The sequence below is a fragment of the Priestia sp. TGN 0903 genome (assembly GCF_050846855.1).
Classification (GTDB): domain Bacteria; phylum Bacillota; class Bacilli; order Bacillales; family Bacillaceae_H; genus Priestia; species Priestia zanthoxyli.
On record NZ_JBOZGL010000006.1, the window covers coordinates 41219 to 65921 of the forward strand.

The window sequence follows — 24703 nt, forward strand, 5'->3', positions numbered from 1 at the left end:
GTAATTTGTACCCTCCTATTCTTAAAAGCAAGAATAATAGAGAGAAAACAAAAATGCATGAAGCTAAAGGGGAAATTCACATGAAGAACCTTGTCATACTGGGCGGCGGATACGGTGGTATGCGCATTTTGCAGCGCCTTTTTCCGAATCAATTGCCTAACGATGTAGAAGTAACGCTTATTGACAAAGCACCTTATCACTCACTAAAAACTGAATTCTATGCACTTGCAGCTGGAACAATCTCTGATCAACATGTCCGTGTTGCTTTTCCTGAACACCCTCGCTTAAAAATCCGCTACGGCTGTGTAAAACGAATAGACCTGAAAGAGAAATGCGTCTATGTGGATGATCAAATGATCGCTTACGATGACCTGATTGTAGGACTCGGATGCGAAGATAAATATCATGGAGTTCCCGGAGCTCTTGAGCATACATACAGCATTCAATCCATTGATGCTTCACGAGCAACTTATCAGACATTAAACAACTTACCGGCCCACGCTACTGTTTCAATTGTCGGAGCTGGATTAAGCGGCGTAGAACTGGCAAGTGAGCTAAGAGAAAGCCGCCCGGATTTAAAAATCATCTTATTTGACCGCGGTAAATTAATTTTATCTGCTTTCCCAGAACGTTTAAGCAATTACGTTCAAACTTGGTTTACTTCAAACGGTGTCGAAATTGTAAATAGTGCTAATATTACAAAAGTAGAACCGAACATTCTTTATAATCATGATGAGCCCGTTCAAAGCGATGCAATCGTGTGGACAGCAGGCATTCAGCCAAATAAAGTGGTACGCGATTTAGACGTGGAAAAAGATCCTCAAGGACGCGTCGTATTGACAAAATACCATAACTTGCCTGACGATGAAAATGTCTACATTTTGGGTGACTGTGCAAGCCTACCGCACGCCCCAAGTGCTCAGCTTGCAGAAGGTCAGGCTGAACAAATTGTGCAAGTGCTTCTTCACCGCTGGAAAGGCGAAGCGCTTCCTGATGAATTGCCAACTATTAAATTAAAAGGCATACTTGGTTCATTAGGCAAAAAGCATGGGTTTGGCTTAGTTGCCGAACGTCCGATTACAGGACGCGTAGCTCGATTATTGAAATCAGGTATTCTTTGGATGTATAAACACCACAGTGGATAAAACAAAAGCCGTTAGATGACTGACAATCTAACGGCTTTTTTCGTTATGATGCGCGGAAACCATACTTCTCCATTTCCTCAAATACGCGCTTTAATTTCGGATTGCCTTCCCCAACAATTTCTCCATTAATGACCACTACAGGATAGAATAAATCTTCTTCAATCACACGCTTGGCAAAAGCTGCTTTTTCCGGATCCGTATGCGGCTCGTTTATATCTACATACGTGATAGCAAACGGTTGGTTCGGATATTTACGAGAAATAGCTGCCTCTAGCCAATCATAGGTGTCTTTTGAAGACGGCAGGTTAACACAGCTTGCACAAACAATTTCAGCTCCATAAATACACACTTCTACCTCAGTTGACTGCATAGCACATCCCCCTTGAATCTTTACATATAAACTGTACGATTATTCACACTTTTACTTCATTATGAATACTATTTTACACAAAACTGATTCATTGCACATCTTTTTCTTTTAAGGTAACATTACGATGTATACTCCAATAGATTTTTCATGAAAGACCGTTTATAATAAGAGTAGAAGAAAGGAGTCGATAGTTATGTCAGAAATGCACGAGCAAGTTCAAGAAGTATTAGAAAAACTTCGTCCGTTTTTACTTCGCGACGGTGGAGACTGTGAGCTAGTAGACGTAGAGGATGGTATTGTAAAATTACGTCTTTTAGGCGCTTGCGGAAGCTGCCCAAGTTCAACAATTACGCTAAAAGCTGGTATCGAACGTGCCCTTTTAGAAGAAGTACCTGGTGTAGTTGAAGTAGAACAAGTATTCTAATCTCTTTGATTTTATTATAAAAGCAACCTCCCATTGTATTGGGGCTTGCGAATAAAAAATCCTCATTCAAATGAATGAGGATTTTTTTATTAACTCGTTGTGACTTCAGCTTCTACAAATACACCTTTGCGATCAATTTGTAAAACATCTATTTCGCAGTTCGGCAGTAAAGCATACATATGTTCAGCAATCGCTTTTCCTTTTCCTTTTGGTGCTAAACATAATACACTCGGACCGGCTCCGCTTAGTGACACACCGTATGCGCCGAGAGCTTTTGCTTCTTTTCGCACAAGAGAAAGCTCTGGCACGAGTCTCATACGATAAGGTTCGTGATATAAATCTTTCTCCATAAATTCGCCTACCAGAGGTAAATCTTTATTTAACAGAGCTGCTACTAGCATGTTGCCTATTGCTCCAGCTTCTACTGCATGGCGATAATTAATATCGGAAGGCAGCACATCACGGGCATCCGTTGTTTTTAATTCATATTCTGGAATAGCCATCACAATATCGACATCAAATTCAGGTATTTGAGCAATATATGTTTCCTTTTCATGATGGTAACCAACAACGATGCCGCCGTAAATAGACGGGCTGACGTTATCGGGATGTCCTTCCATTAAGCTGCTGATGCGAAGCTTTTCTCTTTTTGATAAACGCAAGTCACACAGTACATTGGCCAGCTCGATTCCAGCTACGATAGCCGATGCACTGCTTCCAAGTCCCCTTGCTAACGGAATATTGCTCCAAACATTGACCTTCGCACTTGGAAGATCAATGTTAAATTGACGAGCCACGTCTTGTGCCACTTCATACATTAAGTTATCTGTACCTGTAGGAATACTTTGCACTTCTTTCGTTTCAGGGATAAAAACCCATTCGTCATGACGCTCTACTGTTAATCTTAAGTAGCGGGATAAAGCCACTCCAATGGAATCAAATCCTGGCCCTAAATTAGCAGAGCTAGCTGGGACCGTAATGACAAAACGCTCATTTTCTAGCATGAAGCAACGACACCTTGGATATACTCAAATACCTTTTCTTCATCATTTGGTAAAACCACTGGCTTTACGTTATGAGCATCGATTGCTACATTTGGATCTTTTAATCCATTACCTGTTAGTACAGCTACAACCGTTGAACCTTTTGCAATTTTACCAGAAGCTACACCTTTAAACACACCAGCAATTGAAGCGCAAGAACCTGGCTCTGCAAATACGCCTTCTTTGCGTGCAATTGTACGATATGCTTCTAAGATTTGTTCATCTGTCACTTCATCAATTTTTCCATTTGATTCTTTTGCTGCGTTTACAGCATAATCCCAGCTTGCTGGATTTCCGATTCGAATAGCCGTTGCAATTGTTTCTGGATTTTCGATAACTTGATTACGCACGATCGCCGCTGCACCCTCTGCTTCAAAACCATGCATGTGAGGAAGAGACGTTTGGTGACGCTCACTGTATTCTTTGAATCCTTTCCAGTAAGCTGTAATGTTCCCTGCGTTCCCTACCGGAATAGCTAAAACATCAGGCGCTTTTCCAAGCTGTTCACAAATTTCGAAAGAAGCTGTTTTTTGCCCTTCAATACGGTATGGGTTTACAGAGTTTACAAGTGCAACAGGTGATGTTTCACTTAGCTTACGAACCATAGAAAGCGCTTGGTCAAAGTTTCCTTCAATTGCTACAATTTCTGCACCATACATAACAGCTTGAGCTAATTTCCCCATCGCAATTTTTCCATTTGGAATAACAACGATACAGCGCATGCCAGCGCGTGATGCATAAGCTGCTGCAGCTGCGGATGTGTTACCTGTAGATGCACAAATAACCGTATTGCTTCCTTCTTCTTTTGCTTTGGCTACAGCCATTACCATTCCGCGGTCTTTAAATGACCCCGTTGGATTTAGCCCTTCTACTTTTACATGTAAGTCAATGCCTAGCTCTTTTGATAAATGAGCAAGATGAATTAAAGGCGTATTTCCTTCATGTAGCGTAAGCATAGGTGTTTTCTCTGTTACAGGTAAAAATTCTTTATATTCAGCTAATAGACCTTTCCACATCATACTGTGCCAACTCCCTCTACGCGGTAACTGCTTTTTACATTTTCTACAATTGGTAAATCCCGAAGCTGCTGAAGGATTTCCTCATAATCTTTTTGAGATGTTTTGTGTGTAACAACAACAATCTCAGCTAATTCGCTTCCTTTCACAGGAAGTTGGATAATTTTTTCGAAGCTCACGCCACGCTCTGAAAATAGTGTTGTTAATTTTGCAAATGCGCCAACTTGATCTTTAACATGAATACGTAAGAAATGCTTTGAGAACATTTCATCTTCTGCTTTTAACTGTTTTGGATACTGAGGTGTTACCGCACTTTTACCATTCACACCTAAACGCATGTTTTTCATAACGCCTACTAAATCGGATACGACAGCAGTGGCAGTTGGCAGGCTTCCTGCCCCCGGTCCGTAGAACATCGTTTCTCCAACAGCTTCTCCGTATACATACACAGCATTGTACTCATCGCTTACGGAAGCAAGGGGATGTGTATCTGCTAAAAGAGTTGGCTGAACACTAACTTCTACATTGTCGCCGTCACGATGTGCATATCCAATCAGTTTCATCGTATAGCCTAATTGTTTACTATATTGCAAGTCTTCTTCCGTTACTTCTGTAATACCTTGAACACGAACATCGTCCAAGTCAATTTTCATTGAAAACCCTAGTGTAGCCAAGATTGCCATTTTGCGAGCAGCATCTAAACCACCTACGTCAGAAGTTGGATCAGCTTCAGCATATCCTAAATCCTGCGCTTCTTTTAACACTTCATCATAAGCGCTTCCTTCTTTTGTCATTTTCGTTAAAATGAAGTTTGTTGTTCCATTGACAATTCCCATCATTTTGGTAATACGATCAGATGCTAACCCATCTGCTAATCCACGAAGAATTGGAATACCGCCTGCTACACTTGCTTCATAAAATAAATCACAGTTGTTTTCAGAAGCTACCGTTAACAATTCTGAGCCGTAAACTGCCATTAAATCTTTGTTTGCCGTTACCACATGCTTTTTATTACGAAGGGCTGTTAAGATATAATCCCTTGTTTCTTCAACTCCACCCATTACTTCAATGACAACGTCAATCTCCGCGTTATGTAAAACGTCTTCAACATTCGTTGTTAATCTATCTTCACTAATTTCTACGTCACGCTTCTTATCAATATCTTTAACTACTACTTTTTTAACTTCTACTGGGCACCCGACTTGATGACTTAATTTGTCCTGATGATTTTCAATAATTTTGACTACTCCGCTTCCTACCGTTCCTAATCCTAATAATCCTACTGAAATACTTTTTGTCATATTCCTCACCTCTGTGTTCTTTCTACGTATACATTTGTTCTCTTATAGAGGACATTATAGACCTTATTTTTCTTTTTTACAAGGTTTACTGGACATCTTTTCTCGTAAACTTGTTAAAAAAATTGGTATATAAAGATAAATGTAAATTTTTAAAATATTTCATTTTATTATCATAACATGGCTACCACTGTTTTTTAATAAAAAAAAGACAATTTCACCGAAATGAAATTGCCTTTTTCCATTATGATTTTTTCGCAAACGCTTCTTTATTTACAATTGTAATAGGAGACTCTTTTGTGAGCACTGCTTTAATGTTTTTTACGCATAAAGAAATCATTTCCGTGCGCGTTTCGATACTCGCACTGCCGATGTGAGGAAGCGCTACAACATTAGGCAATTGAAGAAGAGGGTGAGAAGCAGAAATAGGCTCTTGATCGAATACATCCAAGCCAGCTCCGGCAATTTCACCTGATTGAATTGCATGTAACAGTGCTTGCTCATCAACCACTGCTCCTCTTGAAGCATTAATAAAAATCGCTGTTGTTTTCATCTGTTTAAATGCTTCAGCATTAAATAAATGTTTGGTTTCGTCCGTTAACGGTGTCAAACAAACAATAAAATCAGATCGCTCAAGCAGCTCATTTAACTCACAGTAAACTGCATCGAGCTTTTGTTCTGCTTGGAGGTTGCGGCTCCGATTGTGATACAAGATTTCCATATCAAAACCTGTAGCACGTTTCGCAAGCGTCTCTCCAATTTTCCCCATTCCAACAATACCTAATGTTTTATGGTGAACATCTCTACCCGCTAACAAAAATGGGCTCCAGCTTTTCCACTGATTTTCTTTTACGTATTCAGCAGCTTCTACTAAACGTCTAGCTACACTCATTAACAAACCAAACGTTAAATCCGCTGTTGTATCAGATAAAACATCGGGTGTATTAGAAACGATAACTCCGCGTTCAGTTGCCGCTTCTATGTCAATATTATCGAATCCGACCGCTAAGTTAGCTACAAGCTTTAAATGAGGAGCTTGCGTAAGCAATTCACTGTCAATACGGTCTGAAAGCATTGTTAATAGAGCATGTGCGTGCTTAGCTTTTTCACAAAGCAGCTCATGAGGGACTGCCTCATCTTCTTTATCCCACATTTCCACATTCGCTACTGCCTTTAAAGGTTCAATTAATTCATTCGGTATTTTTCTCGTAATAAATACAAACGGCTTGTCCATATGTACGCCACCTCTTTATCCTTTTTAAACTGCATGCACAAAAACAAAATAGAAAAACGGGTTTGGATTATCCAACACCTATTTTTCTATTTTATCATATTCTATAGTAATCGCTTTTTAATGAATCCATGTTAATTCAGGAATGTGATAACGAGACGTTGAAATGCCTACCGACTGGTAAAAGCGCTTCAGAAAAGCTTCGTAGTGAGAAGAATGAGCTAATACTCCTTCAAGCTTCTCATAATACTTTTGTTTTTCCCGCTCATCTTGTACACTGTAGTATCCTTCAATGACCTCAAAATAATGAACGGGAAAAAGAAGTCTAGCATATAACAGTCTCCATGAAAAAGAAGAAAGTGGATTTACCTTTTCGTATTCACTTAAAAACTGATGCATGTGCCTTTCATCGACAGCGTATGTTAATAAATATTGTTCCCTTATATATTCAGCTATATCTCTGCTAGGGTGATCGAAAACCCAGTCTGCCGGGAGCTTGTAAACGTGGTCTTCCCCCCATGTTTTTTGGCCGAACCGATGATGACAAATCGTCGCAGCGTCAACTGACCGGGGCAAATCGTCAATTTCCGTGTCTACTAGGTATTGAATAGCATTTTCCGTTAATCCTAGGTAATAAGGAAAAGTTTCTAAAAAACGTTTTTCCATCTCTTGATTAGGTAAAGCACGTAATCTTCCATACCAAAATTGCTCCATCTGGTCGAGACGCTTCTCCCACATGGACTTCCATTGCCCTAGCCGGTTTGCTTTTTCCACTTCATAAGGAAACAGCCTCCCTTTTTGATGAAAAACAGCTAGCTCGTGCCCAGGTGAAAAATTGGGGTTTTTCTCTTCCGCAAGACAGCGGCAAATGATAAATTTTTCAGTTTCAGTTTCTGTAATCATTTCTCCATTTAAATTAGGCATAAATGTTGCCACATGGCGATCACCTTGGCCCATCAGAAATTGACTCATTTGATATAGTTCATTTAACTCGTCTTGTTCCATTTGCTTTACATTAATGATTGTATATAAAATATCTCGATACTGAAAACCTTCAAATTTACCAACGGGCATAAATTCATTTGGACGTAATCCGTAATGCTCATAAATGGTTTGTATCATTTTAATCCCTCTCTTCATTCATTCAAGAAATTATATGATGGAAAACAACATTACTTGTCATAATATTTACGGAGGAATGAATAGATTAGAAATACACCATTTATAGTTATTTACTCCGGGTTAGTAGTATGAAACAACTTTAGACTTAAAAATATATAGAAAACAGGTGATGATACTTGGAGAAAAAACATACACAAAGTGAATTAGAAAAAAAAGCAAGAGAATGGTTAATAGAACGCGGCGTGGCTCTTACAGACATTGCTGAACTGGTCTATTACTTGCAAAAAAAGTATCACCCAAACTTAACAATCGAAGACTGTTTATATAACGTTGAGCGCGTCATTTCTAAACGAGAAGTTCAAAATGCTATTTTAACGGGTATTCAACTAGATGTCCTCACGGAAAAAAAAGTGATTGAGCCGCCTCTGTTGGATATTCTTGAGAAAGATGAAGGTTTATACGGTATCGACGAAATTTTAGCATTATCGATTGTAAATGTGTACGGATCAATCGGCTTTACCAATTACGGGTATATTGATAAACAAAAGCCGGGTATTTTAGAAAGATTAAACGATAAATCTACTGGAGAGTGCCACACTTTCTTAGATGATTTAGTAGGCGCAATTGCTGCCGCTGCTTCTAGCCGGTTAGCGCATCGGGCTGCCAGTCAAGAATAGGTTTTAAAAACAAAAAAAGCTGTCAATTGACAGCTTTTTAAATTCGCTCCATCCACTCTTTTAGTGAATCTACCGTATAAGTTGGCTTTTTCTCATATCCTTCTAGTAACTCTCTTGTTGTTACCCCTGTATGGACTAATAATGTATCTAAGCCTGCATTCATCCCTGCTAAAATATCTGTATCATAGTAATCACCAATCATGATTGTTTCTTCTTTTGGCGTACCGATGACTTCAAGGGCTTGCTCCATAATAATACTTTCTGGTTTACCAATAAATACTGGATTTGTTTGAGTAGAAACCGTAATAACGGACGTGATAGATCCATTACCAGGCAGTAAGCCTCTTTCAGTAGGAATCGCAATATCTCCGTTCGTCGAAACAAAAAAGGCGCCGTTTCGAACGTTTAAACATGCTTTTGCTAATTTTTCATATGTAATTTCCTGATCCAAACCAACAACTACGAAATCCGTATCTTCCTCTTCAATGGTAAATCCTTTTTCAAGCAACGCATGTCGGATTCCTTCTCCACCAATTACATAAGCTGAAGCGTTTGCTTTGCGTTCATGCAAATAATTAGCTGTTGCCTGGCTCGTTGTAAAAACTTGCTCTTCTGTTGCAGGAATGCCAAATGCCTCTAGCTTTTCAGCTACTTTATCGGGCGTTTTTGTTGAGTTGTTTGTTACAAATAAATAAGGAATTCCTTTTTCCTTTAATTTAATAACAAAATCACGCGCCTCGGCAATTAACTCTGTTCCTTTGTACATGGTTCCATCTAAATCAATCAAATATCCTTTATATTCCTTCATGTTGTGTGATCTCCTTTCAAGTCTCATACTTGAAATCATAGCTTATTTTTTATACAACTACAAATTGCTTGCCTTTAGTTACGAAAAGCAGACACAGGTCCTAACTCTGTCTCTAGATATGTCCTTACGCGCTCTGAAAATGCTGCCAGTACGTCTTTATGCTGCATCACTTTTTGATAAATATCCTGATGATTAACATCCACATATTCTTGAACAAGGCTTTTACGCAATTGAACAATCTCTTTTAATGGTGTTTCTTCCTCTTTTTTAACCACTTTCTCATCAACTAAAATGTCAATGATATCATCGTAACTGCCTGGGTCTCTCATAATAAAACCATCAATCATTGCATTTCCTACATCTAAAACGTTTTCAATTAAAAGATGTACAATTCTCTCTAATGCCTTTTTCTCTATTTCTGTGTTCCAGCTCGAATGCTCAGCAAACAAACGAACGTGTTCATCAAAAAAAACAAGCGTGGCTTCTATTTTTTCACGATCTACAAAGTACATATTATTTCCTCCCTAGTTGTCAGCTCTGTATAAATCTTCTTTCATAAACAAACGGGGTTCCTGTTCTATTTTATCATGACCCATTATCCATTTGATAAATTCATTTTTGTTTTTGACCTTATTTGATATGATACAAATACAACCTATGAAAGGAGTATACCTATGAGCGAACGCTTTTATCTATATGACGATGTCGTCTCTACAAAGACCCGGTTTGTCAGCTTTATGGGCGAAAATCAACGATTTGATTTAGCTATTATCCAAACCGACCGTTATTATGGCAAACAAGTTGTTCTTGATATTCAAGGAGGACGCTTTGCCATTATTGGACAAGATGACCTTGAAGAACCCCACTATCTTGAAGAAGTATTTAAACTAAACAGCGAAGATGGTCAGGAACTTCGCGAATTTTTATATGAAATCATCTAAAAAAAAAGGCAGCGTGAAGGACAATTAGTGTCTTCGGCTTGCCTTTTTTTACTTATGGACTTTTTTTAAGACAAAATACGCACAGCCAAAATTACAATATTCATGTAAATAATCTTGAAGCGTACTAATCTTCGTATCATACGTTGCCTTCTGGTTACGATCATCAAAAAAGCCTCGCAGTCGAAGCTGATTGTATCCCCAATCTCCCACAATATAGTCATAGCGGCTCAGCACGTCGATAAAGCGACCTCTAAACGCCTCTTCATTAAATGCCTCGCGCTCATCTTTTAATACTTCATAACAAATATTATTGATACAGACCATTGCTCACACCTCTTCTCTTAAAATTTACCATACCATAATTATGATGATGAAACCATCAATTAACATGAAATTTTTCACGTATAAGCAGCACTCTAATCCTGTAGGAGTTTTATCGGTATACCTACTGATCTTTTATGCTCCACATGAAGGTTCGCCGGTTTACCTGGCGTACGATATTTAACTACAGGAGGTGGAAATGGTGAAGAAATCTATTCTTGGAATCGCTTTAATAACAAGTATTTTAACCATTGGCTGTCAAAATAAAAACACAGCTGAAAATGAAAATTTATCACCAAACAACCCAGATGCCATTAATGTAAACGAGCCTAATCATTATTATAATCCAAATAATAATAGCGGCACAAATTATGGATATGTCCGATACACTAAAAACACAAATGAACAAAGTTCCAATATGAACCAAGTAGGAACATTTAACCGAGAGGAAGCAGCCGACAATATTAGTAAACTGAGCACCGCTATCCCAAATATTAAACAAGCCGCTACGCTAGTAACGGATAAAGATGTGCTTGTTGCTTATAAAACAGATGCTAAAAACAGGAATAACGCAGCCGATCAGGTAAAACGTACAGCTATGTCTGTAGTCCCTCGTTATTATCATGTATACGTCTCAGATAATCCGAAACAGATGGACCAAATCGAAAATATCAGTGAAATGAATACACAAACAAATGATGCTAGAAAACGAATCGATGCTGTTATTCAACAAATGCTAAAATCTCCCCAAGGGCGTAAAATGAACGGCGGAGAAGATGCAAATGGAAGAGAGAAAACGAATTGAATGAACCGATGACGGACAAAGATATGGTGGAATAGACAAAAAAGTTGAGACGTAACTAAAAGAATGTAATCGAAAGACGAAGAAATGAGACACATGAGCTGAACCGCTTGTGACACCGCAGTTGATTTCCGTGCAAGGCTTCGCTTTCCGCGGGAGGCCGCTGAGCCTCCTCGTCGCTTGCGCTCCTGTGGGGTCTCACCTATTCCGCTGTTCCCGCAGGAGTCTTCGCCTTGCCCTCCAATCAACTGCTAGAAGGAACAAAACTGATAAATTTTACGTTAACCGTAACAAAAAAACGAACCACTAATCAAACAATTTGATTAATGGTTCGTTTTTCACTTCGGCTAAACGACTTTCGTCCCAGCCTCTTTTTACCTTATTTGCTTTCTTGTGCTTTATTTTTGGCAGCAGCGTTAACTTGCTCATCTGCATGGTAAGAAGAACGTACAAGAGGACCTGCTTCGACATGGCTGAATCCTTTTGATAATGCAATTTCTTTTAGCTCTTCAAACTCATTTGGATGGTAATATTTCTGAACTTTTATGTGCTTTTTAGTTGGCTGTAGATATTGGCCTAGCGTCATAATATCTACATTGTTCGCACGCAAATCATCCATCGTTTCAATAATTTCTTCTTTTGTTTCTCCTAGACCAAGCATGATACTTGATTTTGTAGGGATATCCGGCTGCATTTCTTTTGCACGGCGAAGGAACTCAAGAGAACGCTCATATTTAGCACGAGCACGAACACGAGGCGTAAGGCTGCGTACTGTTTCAATATTATGGTTTAAAATATCAGGACGTGCGTCCATTACAATACGTAAGTTCTCTTCCACACCGCCCATATCAGAAGGCAATACTTCAATTGTTGTGAATGGATTTTTTCGACGAATCGCACGAATTGTTTCAGCTAATACGCTTGCTCCTCCGTCTTTTAAATCATCGCGAGCTACTACTGTGATAACCGCATGTTTTAAGTTCATTAGCTGAACAGAATCTGCTACGCGTTCTGGCTCTTCTAAATCTAATTCTGTTGGTAAACCTGTCTTAACCGCGCAAAAACGACAGGCACGTGTACATACTTCTCCTAAAATCATAAAAGTTGCCGTACGACGAACAGCCCAACACTCATGAATATTCGGACATCTTGCTTCTTCACAAACTGTATGAAGGTTTTTCTCACGCATCATTTTCTTTAAGCCTGTGTAATTTTCGTTTGTGTTTAGCTTAATCTTCAGCCACTCGGGTTTGCGGACATGCTCTTCTTTTGTTGCCATATTATCAACTCCACCAATCTAGAAAATGTCTATAACCTATATGCTTAATTTTAACTACATATTAAAAACATAACTATATGTCACTTTATCATAAAAAAGTGAGATTCGACAAGTTGTCTGCTCTTTATTTTCCTCAGTTTTCTTCTATTTTCCATCCAAATGTGTGCGTTTTCATCCTCCATATAATTTCCATTTATCTTCTGAATAAAATTCTTTTAAAAAGTTTTGAAGCGATTTCCATTAATTAATATTTATGAAATCTTTTTTCTCGCTGCAAACTAGTGTTACACACTATTTTTAGAAAGGGGGAAACACGATGCGCAAAACGATTATCTTACTTTTTATGTTCATGTCTATATTCACAGGATGGCACCACGTAACAGCTGAATCTTCAGCAGATCAAGAAAAAATGCTTATTCAAAAGAGATTAGAGCTGTATAACCAAATGGAAGCCGCTACTACAATTCCTTGGTATTACTTTGCTGGGATTGACCAGTATGAACGAAATATTCGACGCTCTCATAAAGATATTCCAAGAGAAAAAGGTGCGATCGCCATTTATTATCCTCCAGAAAAATGGTCAGGTTCTTTAAATCCAAATTTGGAAGATACAAACCCACTTACTATTTCTCTTCTCGGGGGAATGGGTAAAGATGGGAACGGAGACAAAAAAGCAGACCAATTTAATGATGAAGATATGCTTTTTACCATGGCAGATTATATTCGGACGTTCGGGGTGTCCGAAGACTATATTAAAATTGCGCTTTGGAACTATTATCACCGGGCTAAAGCGGTTGATATTATTTTAGGGAATGCTAAAATTTTTCGCCATTACGGTCGCATTGATTTAAAAGGTTCTTCATTTCCTGTCCCTCTCCGTGCGAACTACAGTTATCGCAGTACATGGGGAGATGCGCGCGGCTGGGGTGGAAAACGAATCCATGAAGGAACAGACATTTTTGCAGATTATGGAGTTCCAGTAAAATCCCCTTGCTATGGCATTATTGAGCTTAAAGGATGGAATAAATATGGAGGCTGGCGAATCGGTATTCGTGACCTTCATAATAACTATCACTATTTAGCTCATTTAAGCGGATTTGCAAAAAATTTAAAAGTAGGACAAATTGTAGAACCAGGAACACTTATTGGCGGAGTAGGAAGTTCAGGTTATGGACCTCCTGGAACTTCTGGGAAATTCCCTCCTCACTTGCATTACGGAATGTATAAAGATAACGGCAAAAATGAGTGGTCGTTTGACCCATATCCTCAGTTAAGAACGTGGGAAAGAAATGATCGTTTAGAACTAAAGAAAAAATAAAAAAACAGGAAGCTAATGCTTCCTGTTTTTTTATCCTGATGGTTTACTTTCTTTTGCTTTTTTCACAGCATGAGCAATACTCGCGGCCAAGCCGCCCCATATGATGACCATCCCTACAACCATCATTGTAATTGAACTTCCATCCATTATTTAGAAACCCCCTTCTCTTTAACTGACAAACGAGTCGCCCCATCTTTCCATCGTGCAAAAGAAAAAGCAATTCCTAAAATAACAGCCAGAGCTGCCACGCCCCAACCAAAAGGACCTACAAAAGTCGTTGCATACTGCTCGTAATTTTCCGAAATATTTTTTCGGAAGTTATCAAACATCATATACCCAAGTACAAGCGGTGTAATTACTCCTAAACATATCTTCCACCATGAACCGATTCGAATATCAGAAACTTCGTTTGCATGCTGCTGAAGGCTGCTCAGCTTTTTAAATACCCAAGCAACTAATACAACTTCTACTAAGCCTGCTAAAGCAACTCCGAAGTTATTAATGAAATAATCGACCACATCTAAGAAATAAAGTCCGCCCTGTGTTGCAAATAATAGGGAGCAAATTGAAGCGATTCCTCCGCCTATTAATACGGATTTTGTACGTGAGATAGTAAATTTATCTTGAATGCCTGCTACAAATGTTTCAATAATTGAAATAAGCGACGTTAACCCTGCTAATGTTAAGGAAGCAAAGAATAACATGCCAAACAGCTGTTTAAAGGCTGGAAATTCATTAATAATTTGCGGGAAAACAACAAAGGCTAGTCCTACGCCTCCCTGAACCACCTTATCGATTGGGATACCTTGCTGAGTAGCCATAAAACCAAGTGCGCTAAACACACCGATTCCTGCTAGTAATTCAAAAGCGGAATTACCGAATCCAGTAATAAACGCATTATTAGTTAAATCAGATTTTTTTGGAAGGTAACTGGAATAAGTGATCATAATAGCAAAACCAACAGATAAACTAAAGAAAATTTGACCATATGCTGCAATCCAAACCTTTCCATCTCCAATTGCGCTCCAGTTTGGTTTAAAAAAAGCGTGCAGACCTTCCATTGCTCCGTCCAATGTTACTGCTCGAATGACAATGATTAAAAAGAGAACAATTAGTGTTGGTAAAAAGATTTTATTTGCCGCTTCAATTCCTTTTTTGATTCCTTTTAATAACACACCTAACGTCACAATCCATACAAGTACAAGCGGAATTAAAACATGTAATACGATGCTTCCTGTTTGTCCTGGTGCTTCGGCTAACTTTAAGTAATCTCCATATAAAAACGCTTCCGTATCCTTTCCCCAGCTTAACTTAAATGAAAAGATAAAATACGACATCGCCCATGCGATAATAACGGAATAGTAAACTGAAATAAAAAAGGAAATAGCTACTTGCCACCAGCCTAGCCACTCAGCCTTTGGACTTAGTCTCGCTAATGATAAAGGAGAAGAACCTTTATATTTATGACCTATAGCAAACTCCATGATTAAAATAGGAATCCCTGCCGTCAACAAAGCAAATAAATAGGGAAGAAAAAATGCTCCTCCTCCGTTTTCATATGCAGTAGCTGGAAACCTCCATATATTCCCTAGTCCAATTGCTGAACCTGCTGCTGCTAAAATAAACCCTGCTCTTGATCCCCACTGCGGCCTATTTTCCACCGTAATTCCCCCTCTTGTTCTCTCCCTACTCTCTTTTTATCGCAGATCAACGAGAATTTTTTATAATTTTTTGATTATTCTTTCTATAACTTCCTATTTCAAATTATAGAAGGGAGAAGATAGTATGTCAAAATATTTTTTATAGAAAATTCAGACAAATTAACCGATGAATAAAAGCAGGTATGAAAGTCTTTTTGAACTTCCGTACCTGCTTTTTCAATAACACTTTATCACGTTAATATAATATTGTTAATTTTTCTTCGGAAGTTCAATCGCTGGAGAAGACGAGTTTCCACCGTTAAAATAGTCAGGAACATTTCCAGGAATAACGGTGCCTCCGACTGGGATTGTAGCCGTAACGGTTGTTTTTTTAGTTGCAAATGGGATAATGATTTGCATGTTTACTTTCACTTTGATAGATACTTCAAGAAACGCATTATTTATTCCATACTCCTCGATTTTTCGCACTACGTCTGTTTGAACGTCACCAATAGCATGAAATTTAACCGGAATCAGCGGACCCAGATTTCCAAGCAGCGCATTATTAGTCGCTTGCCCAAGCGGAACTTGGTAGACAATTCCTTGATTCCGCAACTTTTCATTTTTTTCAATACGAATATCTGTTGGAAGTTCAAGTGCATCTAAATTCCCTTTCTCTGCTTCTTTTAAGTTAGCCTGGACAAATGACGTAGTTTGAGCTCTAACTCGGTTCACAAGCGCTGTGTCAATTTTGGCTACTTGACCGTTAGGTGTAGATTCCACTTTAATGACATCTACGTCGAGCTGATCGAGTACCTGTTTATTCACCGCTTTATTAATAACTAAAGTTGCAATCTCTTTTGTTTGTGCTTCAGCATATTTCATCAACGTTGGTTCAATCCCTCTATTAATTAGCCATAATCCTACCCCTGTGGAAAGCATAAAAAAAAGAAAGGTGAGCAACAGAACGTAACGAAAAGGAAGCGGGCCTTTTCTTGTTAATTTCCGACGAAGTTTAACCAAAAAAAATCCCTCCTTACAAGCTATATGTATGCATGTATAAGGAGGTTCACGCTTCTTTTAAAAAGTTTTATCTTAAATTCTCGACTATATTAAAGCATTTTCAATAAAGCATCTTTGCCAATTGTGCCTTTAAAAATCCCTCTTTTTTCAGCTTCAAGCGTTACAGATTCAAGCGGCGCTTCAAGAAGCTGCTCAATTGTACGTACACCTACAGCTCTTCCAGCTATTATTTGACGATCAGCTAATTTATCATTTAATAGACCTACGTCTAGTGCTCCGCACATAATGTAGCCTTTATCTGATGAAATGGTTAACAAAGTTGTTTTTGGCAGCAATACGGTAACTGCATTAAACGTATGACCTTCAATTACGATAGGCGCTAAGGTAATCATAGTAGCTCACTCCTTTCTTAATCAATTTATGATTTTGAAAGAAAAAAGTGAGGTTTTACATATACTTTTCTACCTATTTAACGTTTAGAGTAATCCTTGTACATTTTATAGACCTCGGTGCTAAAATTCGTTAAAAAAATCTAGTTGCTTAGGAGCTAAATTCTCATATTCAATATTTAATAAGCTCATGAGCTGTTTGGCATTATGTACAGCATCTCCGCCAGAGTTATTATTAAATAACAAATAAATGTCCTTCGTTTGTTTTTGCAGCTTTTCAAGACGTTCTTTCCACTCTAGGAGCTCTTTTTCATTGTAGCGATACAAAAACCTTACCGCTCGCCAATTGCCTTCTGCGGGCTTATTCCAGCCGTGTACGTTTCGTCCATGAAAACGTATAAGTGTTTTCTGTTTATCTGTAGCATGAATCACAGTGGGAATAGATCCTTCTCCTGCCTGCGGTTCATCACAAATACCATGAATCCACTTCTCTTGTTCCATAAACGTTAACGTTTTATCATAGAAAAATGGTTTAAACCAAGATTGATTTCGAAACTCCAGTGCTACTGGCAAATCTCCAAACTTCTCACGGCTATACCTCAAATAGGCTACGTTTTCTTTTGTACAGTCAAACCAAGGCGGCATTTGAAATAAAATCATACCAAGCTTATTTGAACTTACGTACGGCTTCACTGATTCTAAAAATGCATGAAACATTTCTTCTTTGCTATCAAACGGATTTCCTTCTCTCATATGCCCCGTCATGCCTTGATAGGCTTTTACCACAAAACGAAAAGATTCCGGCGTATCATTCACCCACTTTTCTACATTTGACTTAGGTTGAATGGCGTAAAAAGATGAATCGACTTCAACAATTGGAAAATGGCCTGCGTATACGGCAAGCTTGTCTCTTGATGAAACACCCGCTTCATATAATGAATCATGATCTCCCCAGCCTGTAACTCCAATATAAATCATGCCATTCCTCCTCTATTTTCTTAGATTGCTTTTCTTTATTTTAATACAAACGATACAAAAAAACTCGTTTGCTTAAACAGCAAACGAGTTTTTATCTATTATTAACCGATTGAACCTTCCATTTCAAATTTGATTAGACGGTTCATCTCTACTGCATATTCCATTGGAAGCTCTTTTGTAAATGGTTCAATAAAGCCCATTACAATCATTTCTGTCGCTTCTTCTTCAGAAATACCGCGGCTCATTAGATAGAATAATTGTTCTTCAGATACTTTTGATACTTTCGCTTCGTGTTCAAGTGAGATGTTGTCATTTAAAATCTCATTGTACGGAATTGTATCAGAAGTTGATTGGTTATCCATAATTAGCGTATCACACTCAATGTTCGCACGTGCACCTTCTGCTTTACGGCCAAAGTGTACGATACCGCGGTATGTTACTTTACCGCCTTGTTTTGAAATTGATTTTGATACGATCGTTGAAGATGTGTTTGGTGCTAAGTGAATCATTTTTGCACCAGCATCTTGGTGCTGTCCTTTACCAGCAAGGGCAATGGATAATGTCATACCGCGTGCGCCTTCGCCTTTTAAGATAACAGCTGGATATTTCATTGTTAACTTAGAACCGATGTTTCCATCAATCCATTCCATTGTTGCGTTTGCTTCACAAACTGCACGTTTTGTTACAAGGTTGTATACGTTGTTTGCCCAGTTTTGAATTGTTGTATAGCGGCAATACGCGTCTTTTTTGATGATGATTTCTACAACGGCACTGTGAAGAGAGTTTGTTGTATAAACAGGTGCTGTACAGCCCTCTACATAGTGGACGTGTGAGCCTTCATCAGCAATAATTAACGTACGCTCAAACTGTCCCATATTTTCAGAGTTAATACGGAAATAAGCTTGTAATGGTGTATCTACTTTTACGCCTTTTGGTACGTAAATGAATGATCCACCAGACCAAACCGCTGAGTTAAGAGCAGAGAATTTGTTATCCGTTGGCGGGATAACTTTTCCAAAATGCTCGCGGAAAATATCTTCGTTTTCTTTTAGCGCCGTATCTGTATCTTTAAATACGATACCTTGCGCTTCAAGATCTTCTTTCATATTGTGATAAACAACTTCAGATTCGTACTGAGCTGATACACCCGCAAGATATTTTTGCTCTGCTTCAGGAATACCAAGTTTATCAAACGTTTGTTTAATTTCTTCAGGAACTTCATCCCAAGAGCGTTCAGACTTCTCAGATGGTTTTACGTAGTACGTAATTTCATCAAAGTCTAAGCTTGCCATGTCTCCGCCCCACTGTGGCATTGGCATGTTGTAGAAGTGCTCTAGAGATTTCAAACGGAAGTCAAGCATCCATTGTGGTTCCTCTTTCATACGAGAAATTTCTTCTACGATTTCTTTTGTTAAACCGCGTTTAGAGCGGAAAATTGATACGTCTTTATCGGAAAATCCATATTTATAATCGCCGATTTCTGGCATTTTTTTAGCCATCTTTTATTACCCCCTACTTGATAGGATTGGGAATGAATGAAGGTCTTATTTTTGTTCGTTAAGACCTTTTTCCATCGCTTTCCACGCTAGTGTTGCACATTTAATACGCGCAGGAAATTTTGCTACACCTTGAAGTGCTTCAATATCTCCTAAATCTATACTATCATCATACTCTTTACCTTGCATCATGTCAGAGAAGATATGGGCCATTTTAAACGCTTTGTCTACTTCTTGACCTTTAATTGCTTGTGTCATCATTGAAGCTGATGACATTGAAATTGAACATCCTTCACCTTCGAACTTTGCATCCACCACTTTGCCGTCCTCTACTTTTAAAGAAAGTTCAATGCGGTCTCCGCACGTCGGGTTATTCATATGAATGTTCACAGTATCTTCATTCAATGTTCCACGATTACGCGGGTTTTTATAATGGTCCATAATTACTTGACGATAGAGAGTATCTAAATTATTAAAAGCCATTTGTAAAATACTCCTTCGTTTTTATTAATGATGACACCAATTTATCTACTTCTTCTTCCGTGTTATACAGATAGAAGCTTGCACGTGCAGTAGACGATACGTTTAAATATTTCATCAGCGGCTGCGCACAGTGATGACCTGCACGAATCGCAATTCCATCAGCGTCTACTACTGTTGCAACGTCGTGCGGATGCACATCTTCAATATTAAACGTCACAACACCCGCTCGCTCTTTCGGTCCGTAAATCGTAATTCCATCTACTTGCGATAAGCGATCCAGTGCATATTGCGCTAGCTTGTGCTCATGTGCTTGAATGTTATCTAAACCAACTTCTTCTAAGAAATCAATCGCTGCACCTAAACCAATTGCACCTGCAATGATTGGCGTACCTCCTTCAAATTTCCAAGGAAGCTCTTTCCACGTTGATTCGTATAAGTTTACGAAGTCAATCATTTCGCCGCCAAACTCGATTGGTTCCATTTTTTCAAGAAGCTCTTTCTTTCCATAAAGAGCGCCGATTCCAGTCGGTCCGCCCATTTTATGTCCAGAGAAAGCAAAGAAATCACAGTCTAAATCTTGTACATCCACCTTCATGTGAGGCGTACTTTGCGCACCATCCACAACCATTACTGCACCGTTAGCGTGTGCAATTTCTGCAATTTCTTTTACTGGGTTAATTGTACCCAATACGTTAGATACTTGCATAATCGATACAATTTTTGTGTTAGATGTAATCGTGCTTTTTACCTCTTCTAGTGAAAGTGCATGATCTTCTGTTAGTGAAATATATTTTAACGTTGCACCTGTTTCCTTGGCAACTTGCTGCCAAGGAATGATGTTACTGTGATGTTCCATATAAGTAATCACAATTTCATCACCAGGTTTAAGATTCGCACGGCCATAGCTTGCAGCTACTGTATTAAGAGCTGTCGTTGTACCGCGCGTAAAGATAATCTCTTCCGTTGATTTTGCATTAATAAACTTACGAACCTTTTCACGAGCGCCTTCGTATCCGTCTGTTGCTCTTGTACCAAGCGTGTGAACACCTCGGTGTACGTTTGAGTTATATTCTTTGTAATACTTCTCAATTGCTTCAATTACAGCAAGCGGCTTTTGTGAAGTTGCTGCACTGTCTAAATAAACGAGTGGGCTGCCATTTACCTCTTGGTCTAAAATAGGAAATTGTTTACGAATATCAGAGATATTCATTATCGAACTTTCCTCTCAATTAAATCCGTTAATTGTTTTTTAACCGTTTCGATTGGCAACTCGTTTACCACTGGTGCTAAGAACCCGTGAATAACTAGACGTTCTGCTTCTGTTTGCGGAATACCGCGGCTCATTAAGTAGTAAAGCTGAATTGGATCTACGCGTCCAACAGATGCAGCGTGTCCTGCTGTTACATCATCTTCATCAATTAGAAGAATTGGGTTTGCATCTCCACGTGCTTTTTCACTTAACATTAACACACGGGATTCTTGCTCAGCGTTTGATTTAGAAGCACCGTGTTCAATTTTACCGATACCGTTAAAGATTGAAGACGCGCTTTCTTTCATAACGCCGTGTTTTAAAATGTAGCCTTCAGAATGTTTTCCGAAGTGTACGATACTTGTTGTTAAGTTTTGAGACTGCTCTCCACGTCCAACTGTTACCGTTTTTGTATCTCCATATGAACCGTCGCCCATTAGATACGTTGTATTTTCTGAAACTGTATTTCCTTCACTCATTAAGCCTAAAGCCCACTCAATGCGACCATCTTTGCCCGCTACGCCGCGGCGGTTCACATAAGTAGTTGTACCTTTAGCTAAGTAGTCAACAGCTCCAAACGTTACTTTTGCATTGCTGTTAGCGAATACTTCCGTCACGATATTGACAACACCGTTTGACTCTTCAGCAGTAGCAATGTAGTTTTCTACATATGTTACTGAGCTGTTGTCTTCAGCTACAACAATAACATGGTTGAATAAAGCTGCTTCTTCATCTTCACGGACAAATACAGCTTGAAGAGGCTCTTGTACTTCTACATTTTTAGGAACGTATACAAATACACCGCCGTTTAATAACGCTGCGTTTAATGCAGTTAAACGGTGCTCATCTACTTTAACTCCGTCTTTCATGAAGTACTTCTCAACAAGGTCGCTATGCTCTTTAGCAGCTGTTTGAATATCTGTGAAGATAACGCCTTGAGATTTTAGCTCTTCTGTTAATGTTGAGTATGCAGCTGTTTGGTCACGCTGAACATATAGATTCTTAACCGCTTCTGTATCAATCAGTGCTTTAACCACTTCTGGAAGCTCGTCTACGGATGAGATTGTGCTTGCCTGTGAAGTGTGCTTGTCAAAAGCAGTAAAGTTCCATTTCGAAATGTTTGTTTTATCTGGCTTTGGAAGTGCAAGATCTTCTGCTTTCGCAAGAGCTTGTAAGCGAAGATCTAGCAGCCAACTTGGTTCATTAGCTTCTTTTGAAAAGCTGCTGATGTACTCTTGATCAAATGGTAATTTCGTATCAATAGTCATAGAGATCCTCCTAACTCTTAAGCTTCTTGCTCTACAGTTTCGTCTTCAATACCTAATTCTTGTTTGATCCAGTCATAACCTTCTGCTTCTAGACGCTGCGCTAATTCTGGTCCACCTGATTTTACAACGCGACCTTGCATCATAACGTGAACTTTATCTGGTGTAATGTAGTTTAATAAACGTTGGTAGTGAGTGATCATTAAGCAACCAAACTCGCTGCCGCGCAGTTCATTAATACCTTTTGATACAACTTTTAACGCATCGATATCTAAACCAGAGTCGATTTCATCTAAAATTGCAATTCCTGGTTGAAGCATCATTAATTGAAGAATTTCGTTACGCTTCTTCTCACCGCCAGAGAAACCTTCGTTTAGGTAACGCTGAGCCATGTCTTGATCCATTTCTAAGAAATCCATGTTTTTGTCTAATTGACGGATGAATTTCATTAGTGAAATTTCTTCGCCTTCTTCACGACGAGCATTAATTGCTGAACGTAGGAAGTCTGCGTTTGTTACCCCGCTGATTTCACTTGGATATTGCATCGCTAGGAATAGACCTGCACGAGCGCGCTCATCTACTTCCATCTCAAGTACATCTTCGCCGTCTAGCGTGATGCTTCCTTGTGTAACCTCGTATTTAGGATGTCCCATGATTGCTGAAGATAATGTTGATTTACCAGTACCGTTTGGTCCCATGATTGCATGGATTTCGCCGCCCTTAACTTCTAAATTAACACCTTTTAAAATTTCTTTACCTTCAATTGCAACATGAAGATCTTTAATTGTTAAAGTTGACCCTGCCATATTAAAACCTCCAGTTATAGACGTATATAGTAAAAAACGATATACCTATATCTTTTTAATTATTCTCATTTTATTCTCATTACAATCTTATAACAAATGAAAACTTATAGCAACCTTTTGACCCAAAAGGTTTTAAACCATTATGTACGTTTTTTAAGACTAAATCCACTCATAAAAAAGTTGCCTTAAAAGACTCGATAGAGCCTTCTAAGACAAGCTTTTTACCCGCTTTATTTACTTAGTGCGTGTGGCTAGTCAGTTCTGAAACACACTCTTGGACAAGCGTAACGGACTGACTCATCGCTGCGCCTCCGCCAAATGCCGCTGATACTCCGCATGCTTCTAAAATTTCTTGCTCAGTTGCACCTTGATCAATGCAGCCTTTTGTATGATAAATCATACAGTACTCGTCTTGAGCTACTACGCTGATTCCTAGCGCGATTAACTGCTTTTCTTTTTTAGAAAGAGAACCTTCTCCAAAACATGCTTCAGTAAACGCATTAAACGTTTTTGTTACTTCCGGCAATTTTTCGCTAAATTTCCCAACACCCATTTTATAATCATGAAGTGCTTGCTCAGTTGAATGACGTGCTTCTTGCTGCATAACGTCAGCTCCCATCATCAGTAAAGTTTTCACGGTTAGTATGCGTGAGAAAAATAAGAGTTATTCGTTTTGATGCATACAAAAAAGCACTTGCCCAGAGTTGGCAAGCGCTTTTCTTCTATTATTTATTTACCGGCAATACTCCGCCTTTGTATTTTTCTTTAATGTAGTCTTGAATTTCTTTAGAGTGAAGAACTTTTACTAAAGCTTTCACTGTATCTTTATTTTCGTCACCTTTGTGAACCGTAATGATGTTTGCATATGGGTTATTTTCTTTGCTTTCCACTGCGATTGGATCTTTTACTGGATCTAAACCAGCATCGATAGCATAGTTAGCATTGATAACAACAGCGTCACCTTCATTGTTTTTGTACATTTGAGGTAACAATCCGCCTTCAACATCGGCTTTAAATTTTAAATTCTTAGGGTTTTCTACAATATCTTTAATTTGTGCGTCTGTTTTCTTTACGCCTGGTTTTAATTTGATCACGCCAGCTTTTTCAAAAATCGATAAAATACGTCCTTGCTCTGCTACTGCATCACGCATAATAACTGTGCCGTTTTTCGGAAGATCTTTTAAGCTTTTGTATTTTTTAGAGTAGATACCAATTGGTTCAATGTGAATGGCACCGGCACTTACGAAATCATACCCTTTTTCACCTTTATGATCTTTTAGCACTGAATTCATATAAGGAACGTGCTGGAAGTAGTTTGCATCAATTTCATTGTTTGCAAGAGCTGTGTTCGGTAAGATGTAATCTTGGAATTTTTTAATCTCTAAATCAATTCCTTGTTTTTCCAAAATAGGTTTTGCTTGTTCTAAAATTTCAGCATGAGGCGTATTAGATGCACCCACGACAATTTTCTTTTCATCTTTTGATCCATTGTTAGATCCACACGCCGCTAATCCTACTACTAGCGCAGATGTTAATGCTAAAGCTGAAAGCCATTTTTTCATAATAAATAATCCTCCCT

Annotated in this window: 29 protein-coding genes; 6 read left to right on the top strand and 23 right to left on the bottom strand. The window is 38.7% G+C overall.

Translation table 11 applies throughout. The features are described from left to right. Nucleotides 1–80: 80 nt before the first annotated feature. Nucleotides 81–1145 (top strand): NAD(P)/FAD-dependent oxidoreductase, encoded by a 1065-nt coding sequence (locus ACRPLY_RS19640; RefSeq protein WP_028412619.1) that lies wholly within the window; start codon nt 81–83, stop codon nt 1143–1145. 43 nt (nt 1146–1188) lie between these two features. On the opposite strand, the gene ACRPLY_RS19645 is transcribed toward ACRPLY_RS19640, so the two are convergent. Then, nucleotides 1189–1515, bottom strand: a complete 327-nt coding sequence (locus ACRPLY_RS19645; RefSeq protein ID WP_028412620.1) for a YuzD family protein — start codon at nt 1513–1515, stop codon at nt 1189–1191. A gap of 193 nt (nt 1516–1708) precedes the next feature. On the opposite strand from ACRPLY_RS19645, the gene ACRPLY_RS19650 reads away from it, so the two are divergent. Next, entirely contained in the window at nt 1709–1939 is a 231-nt protein-coding gene (locus ACRPLY_RS19650) for a NifU family protein (RefSeq protein ID WP_013059625.1), read from the top strand. Between the two features lie 89 nt (nt 1940–2028). Here ACRPLY_RS19650 and thrB read toward each other — a convergent pair whose 3' ends face one another. The 5 genes from thrB to yutH form a co-directional block, all read right to left on the bottom strand. Beyond that, nucleotides 2029–2943 (bottom strand): homoserine kinase, encoded by a 915-nt coding sequence (thrB, locus tag ACRPLY_RS19655; RefSeq protein WP_033580452.1) that lies wholly within the window; start codon nt 2941–2943, stop codon nt 2029–2031. Continuing rightward, nucleotides 2937–3998 carry a threonine synthase gene (gene thrC / locus ACRPLY_RS19660; protein WP_325077797.1) on the bottom strand — a complete coding sequence of 354 codons (1062 nt, stop codon included), beginning with the start codon at nt 3996–3998 and terminating at the stop codon, nt 2937–2939. Before thrC ends, thrB begins: the two co-directional genes overlap by 7 nt. Continuing rightward, nucleotides 3998–5299, bottom strand: coding sequence for a homoserine dehydrogenase (locus tag ACRPLY_RS19665; protein ID WP_014457900.1), 1302 nt, complete (start codon nt 5297–5299; stop codon nt 3998–4000). The genes thrC and ACRPLY_RS19665 overlap by 1 nt, the downstream gene beginning before the upstream one ends. Nucleotides 5300–5540: 241 nt before the next feature. Further along, nucleotides 5541–6530 carry a 2-hydroxyacid dehydrogenase gene (locus ACRPLY_RS19670; protein WP_165635035.1) on the bottom strand — a complete coding sequence of 330 codons (990 nt, stop codon included), beginning with the start codon at nt 6528–6530 and terminating at the stop codon, nt 5541–5543. 117 nt (nt 6531–6647) lie between these two features. Next, a complete protein-coding gene (gene yutH, locus ACRPLY_RS19675; protein ID WP_028412623.1) occupies nt 6648–7649 on the bottom strand; it encodes a spore coat putative kinase YutH in 1002 nt (333 codons plus the stop codon). Between the two features lie 176 nt (nt 7650–7825). On the opposite strand from yutH, the gene ACRPLY_RS19680 reads away from it, so the two are divergent. Next, nucleotides 7826–8326 carry a phosphatidylglycerophosphatase A family protein gene (locus ACRPLY_RS19680; protein ID WP_013059631.1) on the top strand — a complete coding sequence of 167 codons (501 nt, stop codon included), beginning with the start codon at nt 7826–7828 and terminating at the stop codon, nt 8324–8326. 37 nt (nt 8327–8363) lie between these two features. Here ACRPLY_RS19680 and ACRPLY_RS19685 read toward each other — a convergent pair whose 3' ends face one another. Next, complete coding sequence (locus tag ACRPLY_RS19685; protein WP_013059632.1) at nt 8364–9134, bottom strand: TIGR01457 family HAD-type hydrolase; 771 nt, start codon at nt 9132–9134, stop codon at nt 8364–8366. 74 nt (nt 9135–9208) lie between these two features. After that, nucleotides 9209–9646 carry a DUF86 domain-containing protein gene (locus ACRPLY_RS19690; RefSeq protein WP_013085332.1) on the bottom strand — a complete coding sequence of 146 codons (438 nt, stop codon included), beginning with the start codon at nt 9644–9646 and terminating at the stop codon, nt 9209–9211. A 162-nt stretch (nt 9647–9808) separates the two neighbouring features. Between ACRPLY_RS19690 and ACRPLY_RS19695 the strand changes: the two genes are divergently transcribed. Beyond that, the gene (locus tag ACRPLY_RS19695; RefSeq protein WP_033580450.1) at nt 9809–10075 is read left to right on the top strand and encodes a DUF3055 domain-containing protein; all 267 of its coding nucleotides are present in this window, start codon (nt 9809–9811) and stop codon (nt 10073–10075) included. 48 nt (nt 10076–10123) lie between these two features. Here ACRPLY_RS19695 and ACRPLY_RS19700 read toward each other — a convergent pair whose 3' ends face one another. Beyond that, nucleotides 10124–10399: a YutD family protein gene (locus ACRPLY_RS19700; protein WP_013059635.1), complete on the bottom strand. Its 276-nt coding sequence runs from the start codon at nt 10397–10399 to the stop codon at nt 10124–10126. Between the two features lie 199 nt (nt 10400–10598). Here ACRPLY_RS19700 and ACRPLY_RS19705 point away from each other — a divergent pair, with 199 nt between their 5' ends. Next, complete coding sequence (locus tag ACRPLY_RS19705) at nt 10599–11201, top strand: YhcN/YlaJ family sporulation lipoprotein (RefSeq protein WP_247807391.1); 603 nt, start codon at nt 10599–10601, stop codon at nt 11199–11201. Here the strand turns inward: ACRPLY_RS19705 and ACRPLY_RS19710 are convergent. Both ACRPLY_RS19710 and lipA read right to left on the bottom strand, forming a co-directional pair. Further along, on the bottom strand, nt 11123–11446 hold the full coding sequence (locus ACRPLY_RS19710; RefSeq protein ID WP_432232094.1) for a hypothetical protein: 324 nt from the start codon (nt 11444–11446) through the stop codon (nt 11123–11125). The genes ACRPLY_RS19705 and ACRPLY_RS19710 overlap by 79 nt on opposite strands. A gap of 131 nt (nt 11447–11577) precedes the next feature. Then, nucleotides 11578–12477, bottom strand: coding sequence for a lipoyl synthase (gene lipA, locus ACRPLY_RS19715; protein WP_013059637.1), 900 nt, complete (start codon nt 12475–12477; stop codon nt 11578–11580). 316 nt (nt 12478–12793) lie between these two features. Between lipA and ACRPLY_RS19720 the strand changes: the two genes are divergently transcribed. Further along, nucleotides 12794–13795 carry a M23 family metallopeptidase gene (locus ACRPLY_RS19720; RefSeq protein ID WP_028412626.1) on the top strand — a complete coding sequence of 334 codons (1002 nt, stop codon included), beginning with the start codon at nt 12794–12796 and terminating at the stop codon, nt 13793–13795. A gap of 30 nt (nt 13796–13825) precedes the next feature. Here ACRPLY_RS19720 and ACRPLY_RS19725 read toward each other — a convergent pair whose 3' ends face one another. The 12 genes from ACRPLY_RS19725 to ACRPLY_RS19780 form a co-directional block, all read right to left on the bottom strand. After that, a complete protein-coding gene (locus ACRPLY_RS19725) occupies nt 13826–13942 on the bottom strand; it encodes a methionine/alanine import family NSS transporter small subunit (RefSeq protein WP_141483520.1) in 117 nt (38 codons plus the stop codon). After that, nucleotides 13942–15456: a sodium-dependent transporter gene (locus tag ACRPLY_RS19730; protein ID WP_165635036.1), complete on the bottom strand. Its 1515-nt coding sequence runs from the start codon at nt 15454–15456 to the stop codon at nt 13942–13944. Before ACRPLY_RS19730 ends, ACRPLY_RS19725 begins: the two co-directional genes overlap by 1 nt. 249 nt (nt 15457–15705) lie before the next feature. After that, on the bottom strand, nt 15706–16458 hold the full coding sequence (gene yunB, locus ACRPLY_RS19735; RefSeq protein WP_034264201.1) for a sporulation protein YunB: 753 nt from the start codon (nt 16456–16458) through the stop codon (nt 15706–15708). Between the two features lie 89 nt (nt 16459–16547). Next, entirely contained in the window at nt 16548–16850 is a 303-nt protein-coding gene (locus ACRPLY_RS19740; protein ID WP_013059641.1) for a YunC family protein, read from the bottom strand. A gap of 120 nt (nt 16851–16970) precedes the next feature. Further along, nucleotides 16971–17825 carry a DUF72 domain-containing protein gene (locus ACRPLY_RS19745; RefSeq protein WP_048021828.1) on the bottom strand — a complete coding sequence of 285 codons (855 nt, stop codon included), beginning with the start codon at nt 17823–17825 and terminating at the stop codon, nt 16971–16973. A gap of 101 nt (nt 17826–17926) precedes the next feature. Beyond that, nucleotides 17927–19324, bottom strand: coding sequence for a Fe-S cluster assembly protein SufB (gene sufB / locus ACRPLY_RS19750; RefSeq protein WP_013059643.1), 1398 nt, complete (start codon nt 19322–19324; stop codon nt 17927–17929). A gap of 45 nt (nt 19325–19369) precedes the next feature. After that, complete coding sequence (sufU, locus tag ACRPLY_RS19755) at nt 19370–19804, bottom strand: Fe-S cluster assembly sulfur transfer protein SufU (protein WP_013085338.1); 435 nt, start codon at nt 19802–19804, stop codon at nt 19370–19372. Continuing rightward, a complete protein-coding gene (locus ACRPLY_RS19760; RefSeq protein WP_013059645.1) occupies nt 19794–21014 on the bottom strand; it encodes a cysteine desulfurase in 1221 nt (406 codons plus the stop codon). Before ACRPLY_RS19760 ends, sufU begins: the two co-directional genes overlap by 11 nt. Next, the gene (gene sufD / locus ACRPLY_RS19765; RefSeq protein WP_014457887.1) at nt 21014–22321 is read right to left on the bottom strand and encodes a Fe-S cluster assembly protein SufD; all 1308 of its coding nucleotides are present in this window, start codon (nt 22319–22321) and stop codon (nt 21014–21016) included. Before sufD ends, ACRPLY_RS19760 begins: the two co-directional genes overlap by 1 nt. A 17-nt stretch (nt 22322–22338) precedes the next feature. Continuing rightward, nucleotides 22339–23124 (bottom strand): Fe-S cluster assembly ATPase SufC, encoded by a 786-nt coding sequence (gene sufC, locus ACRPLY_RS19770; protein ID WP_013059647.1) that lies wholly within the window; start codon nt 23122–23124, stop codon nt 22339–22341. Between the two features lie 238 nt (nt 23125–23362). Beyond that, nucleotides 23363–23728 (bottom strand): carboxymuconolactone decarboxylase family protein, encoded by a 366-nt coding sequence (locus ACRPLY_RS19775; RefSeq protein ID WP_016765828.1) that lies wholly within the window; start codon nt 23726–23728, stop codon nt 23363–23365. A gap of 121 nt (nt 23729–23849) precedes the next feature. Next, on the bottom strand, nt 23850–24686 hold the full coding sequence (locus ACRPLY_RS19780; protein ID WP_014457885.1) for a MetQ/NlpA family ABC transporter substrate-binding protein: 837 nt from the start codon (nt 24684–24686) through the stop codon (nt 23850–23852). Nucleotides 24687–24703 lie beyond the last annotated feature (17 nt).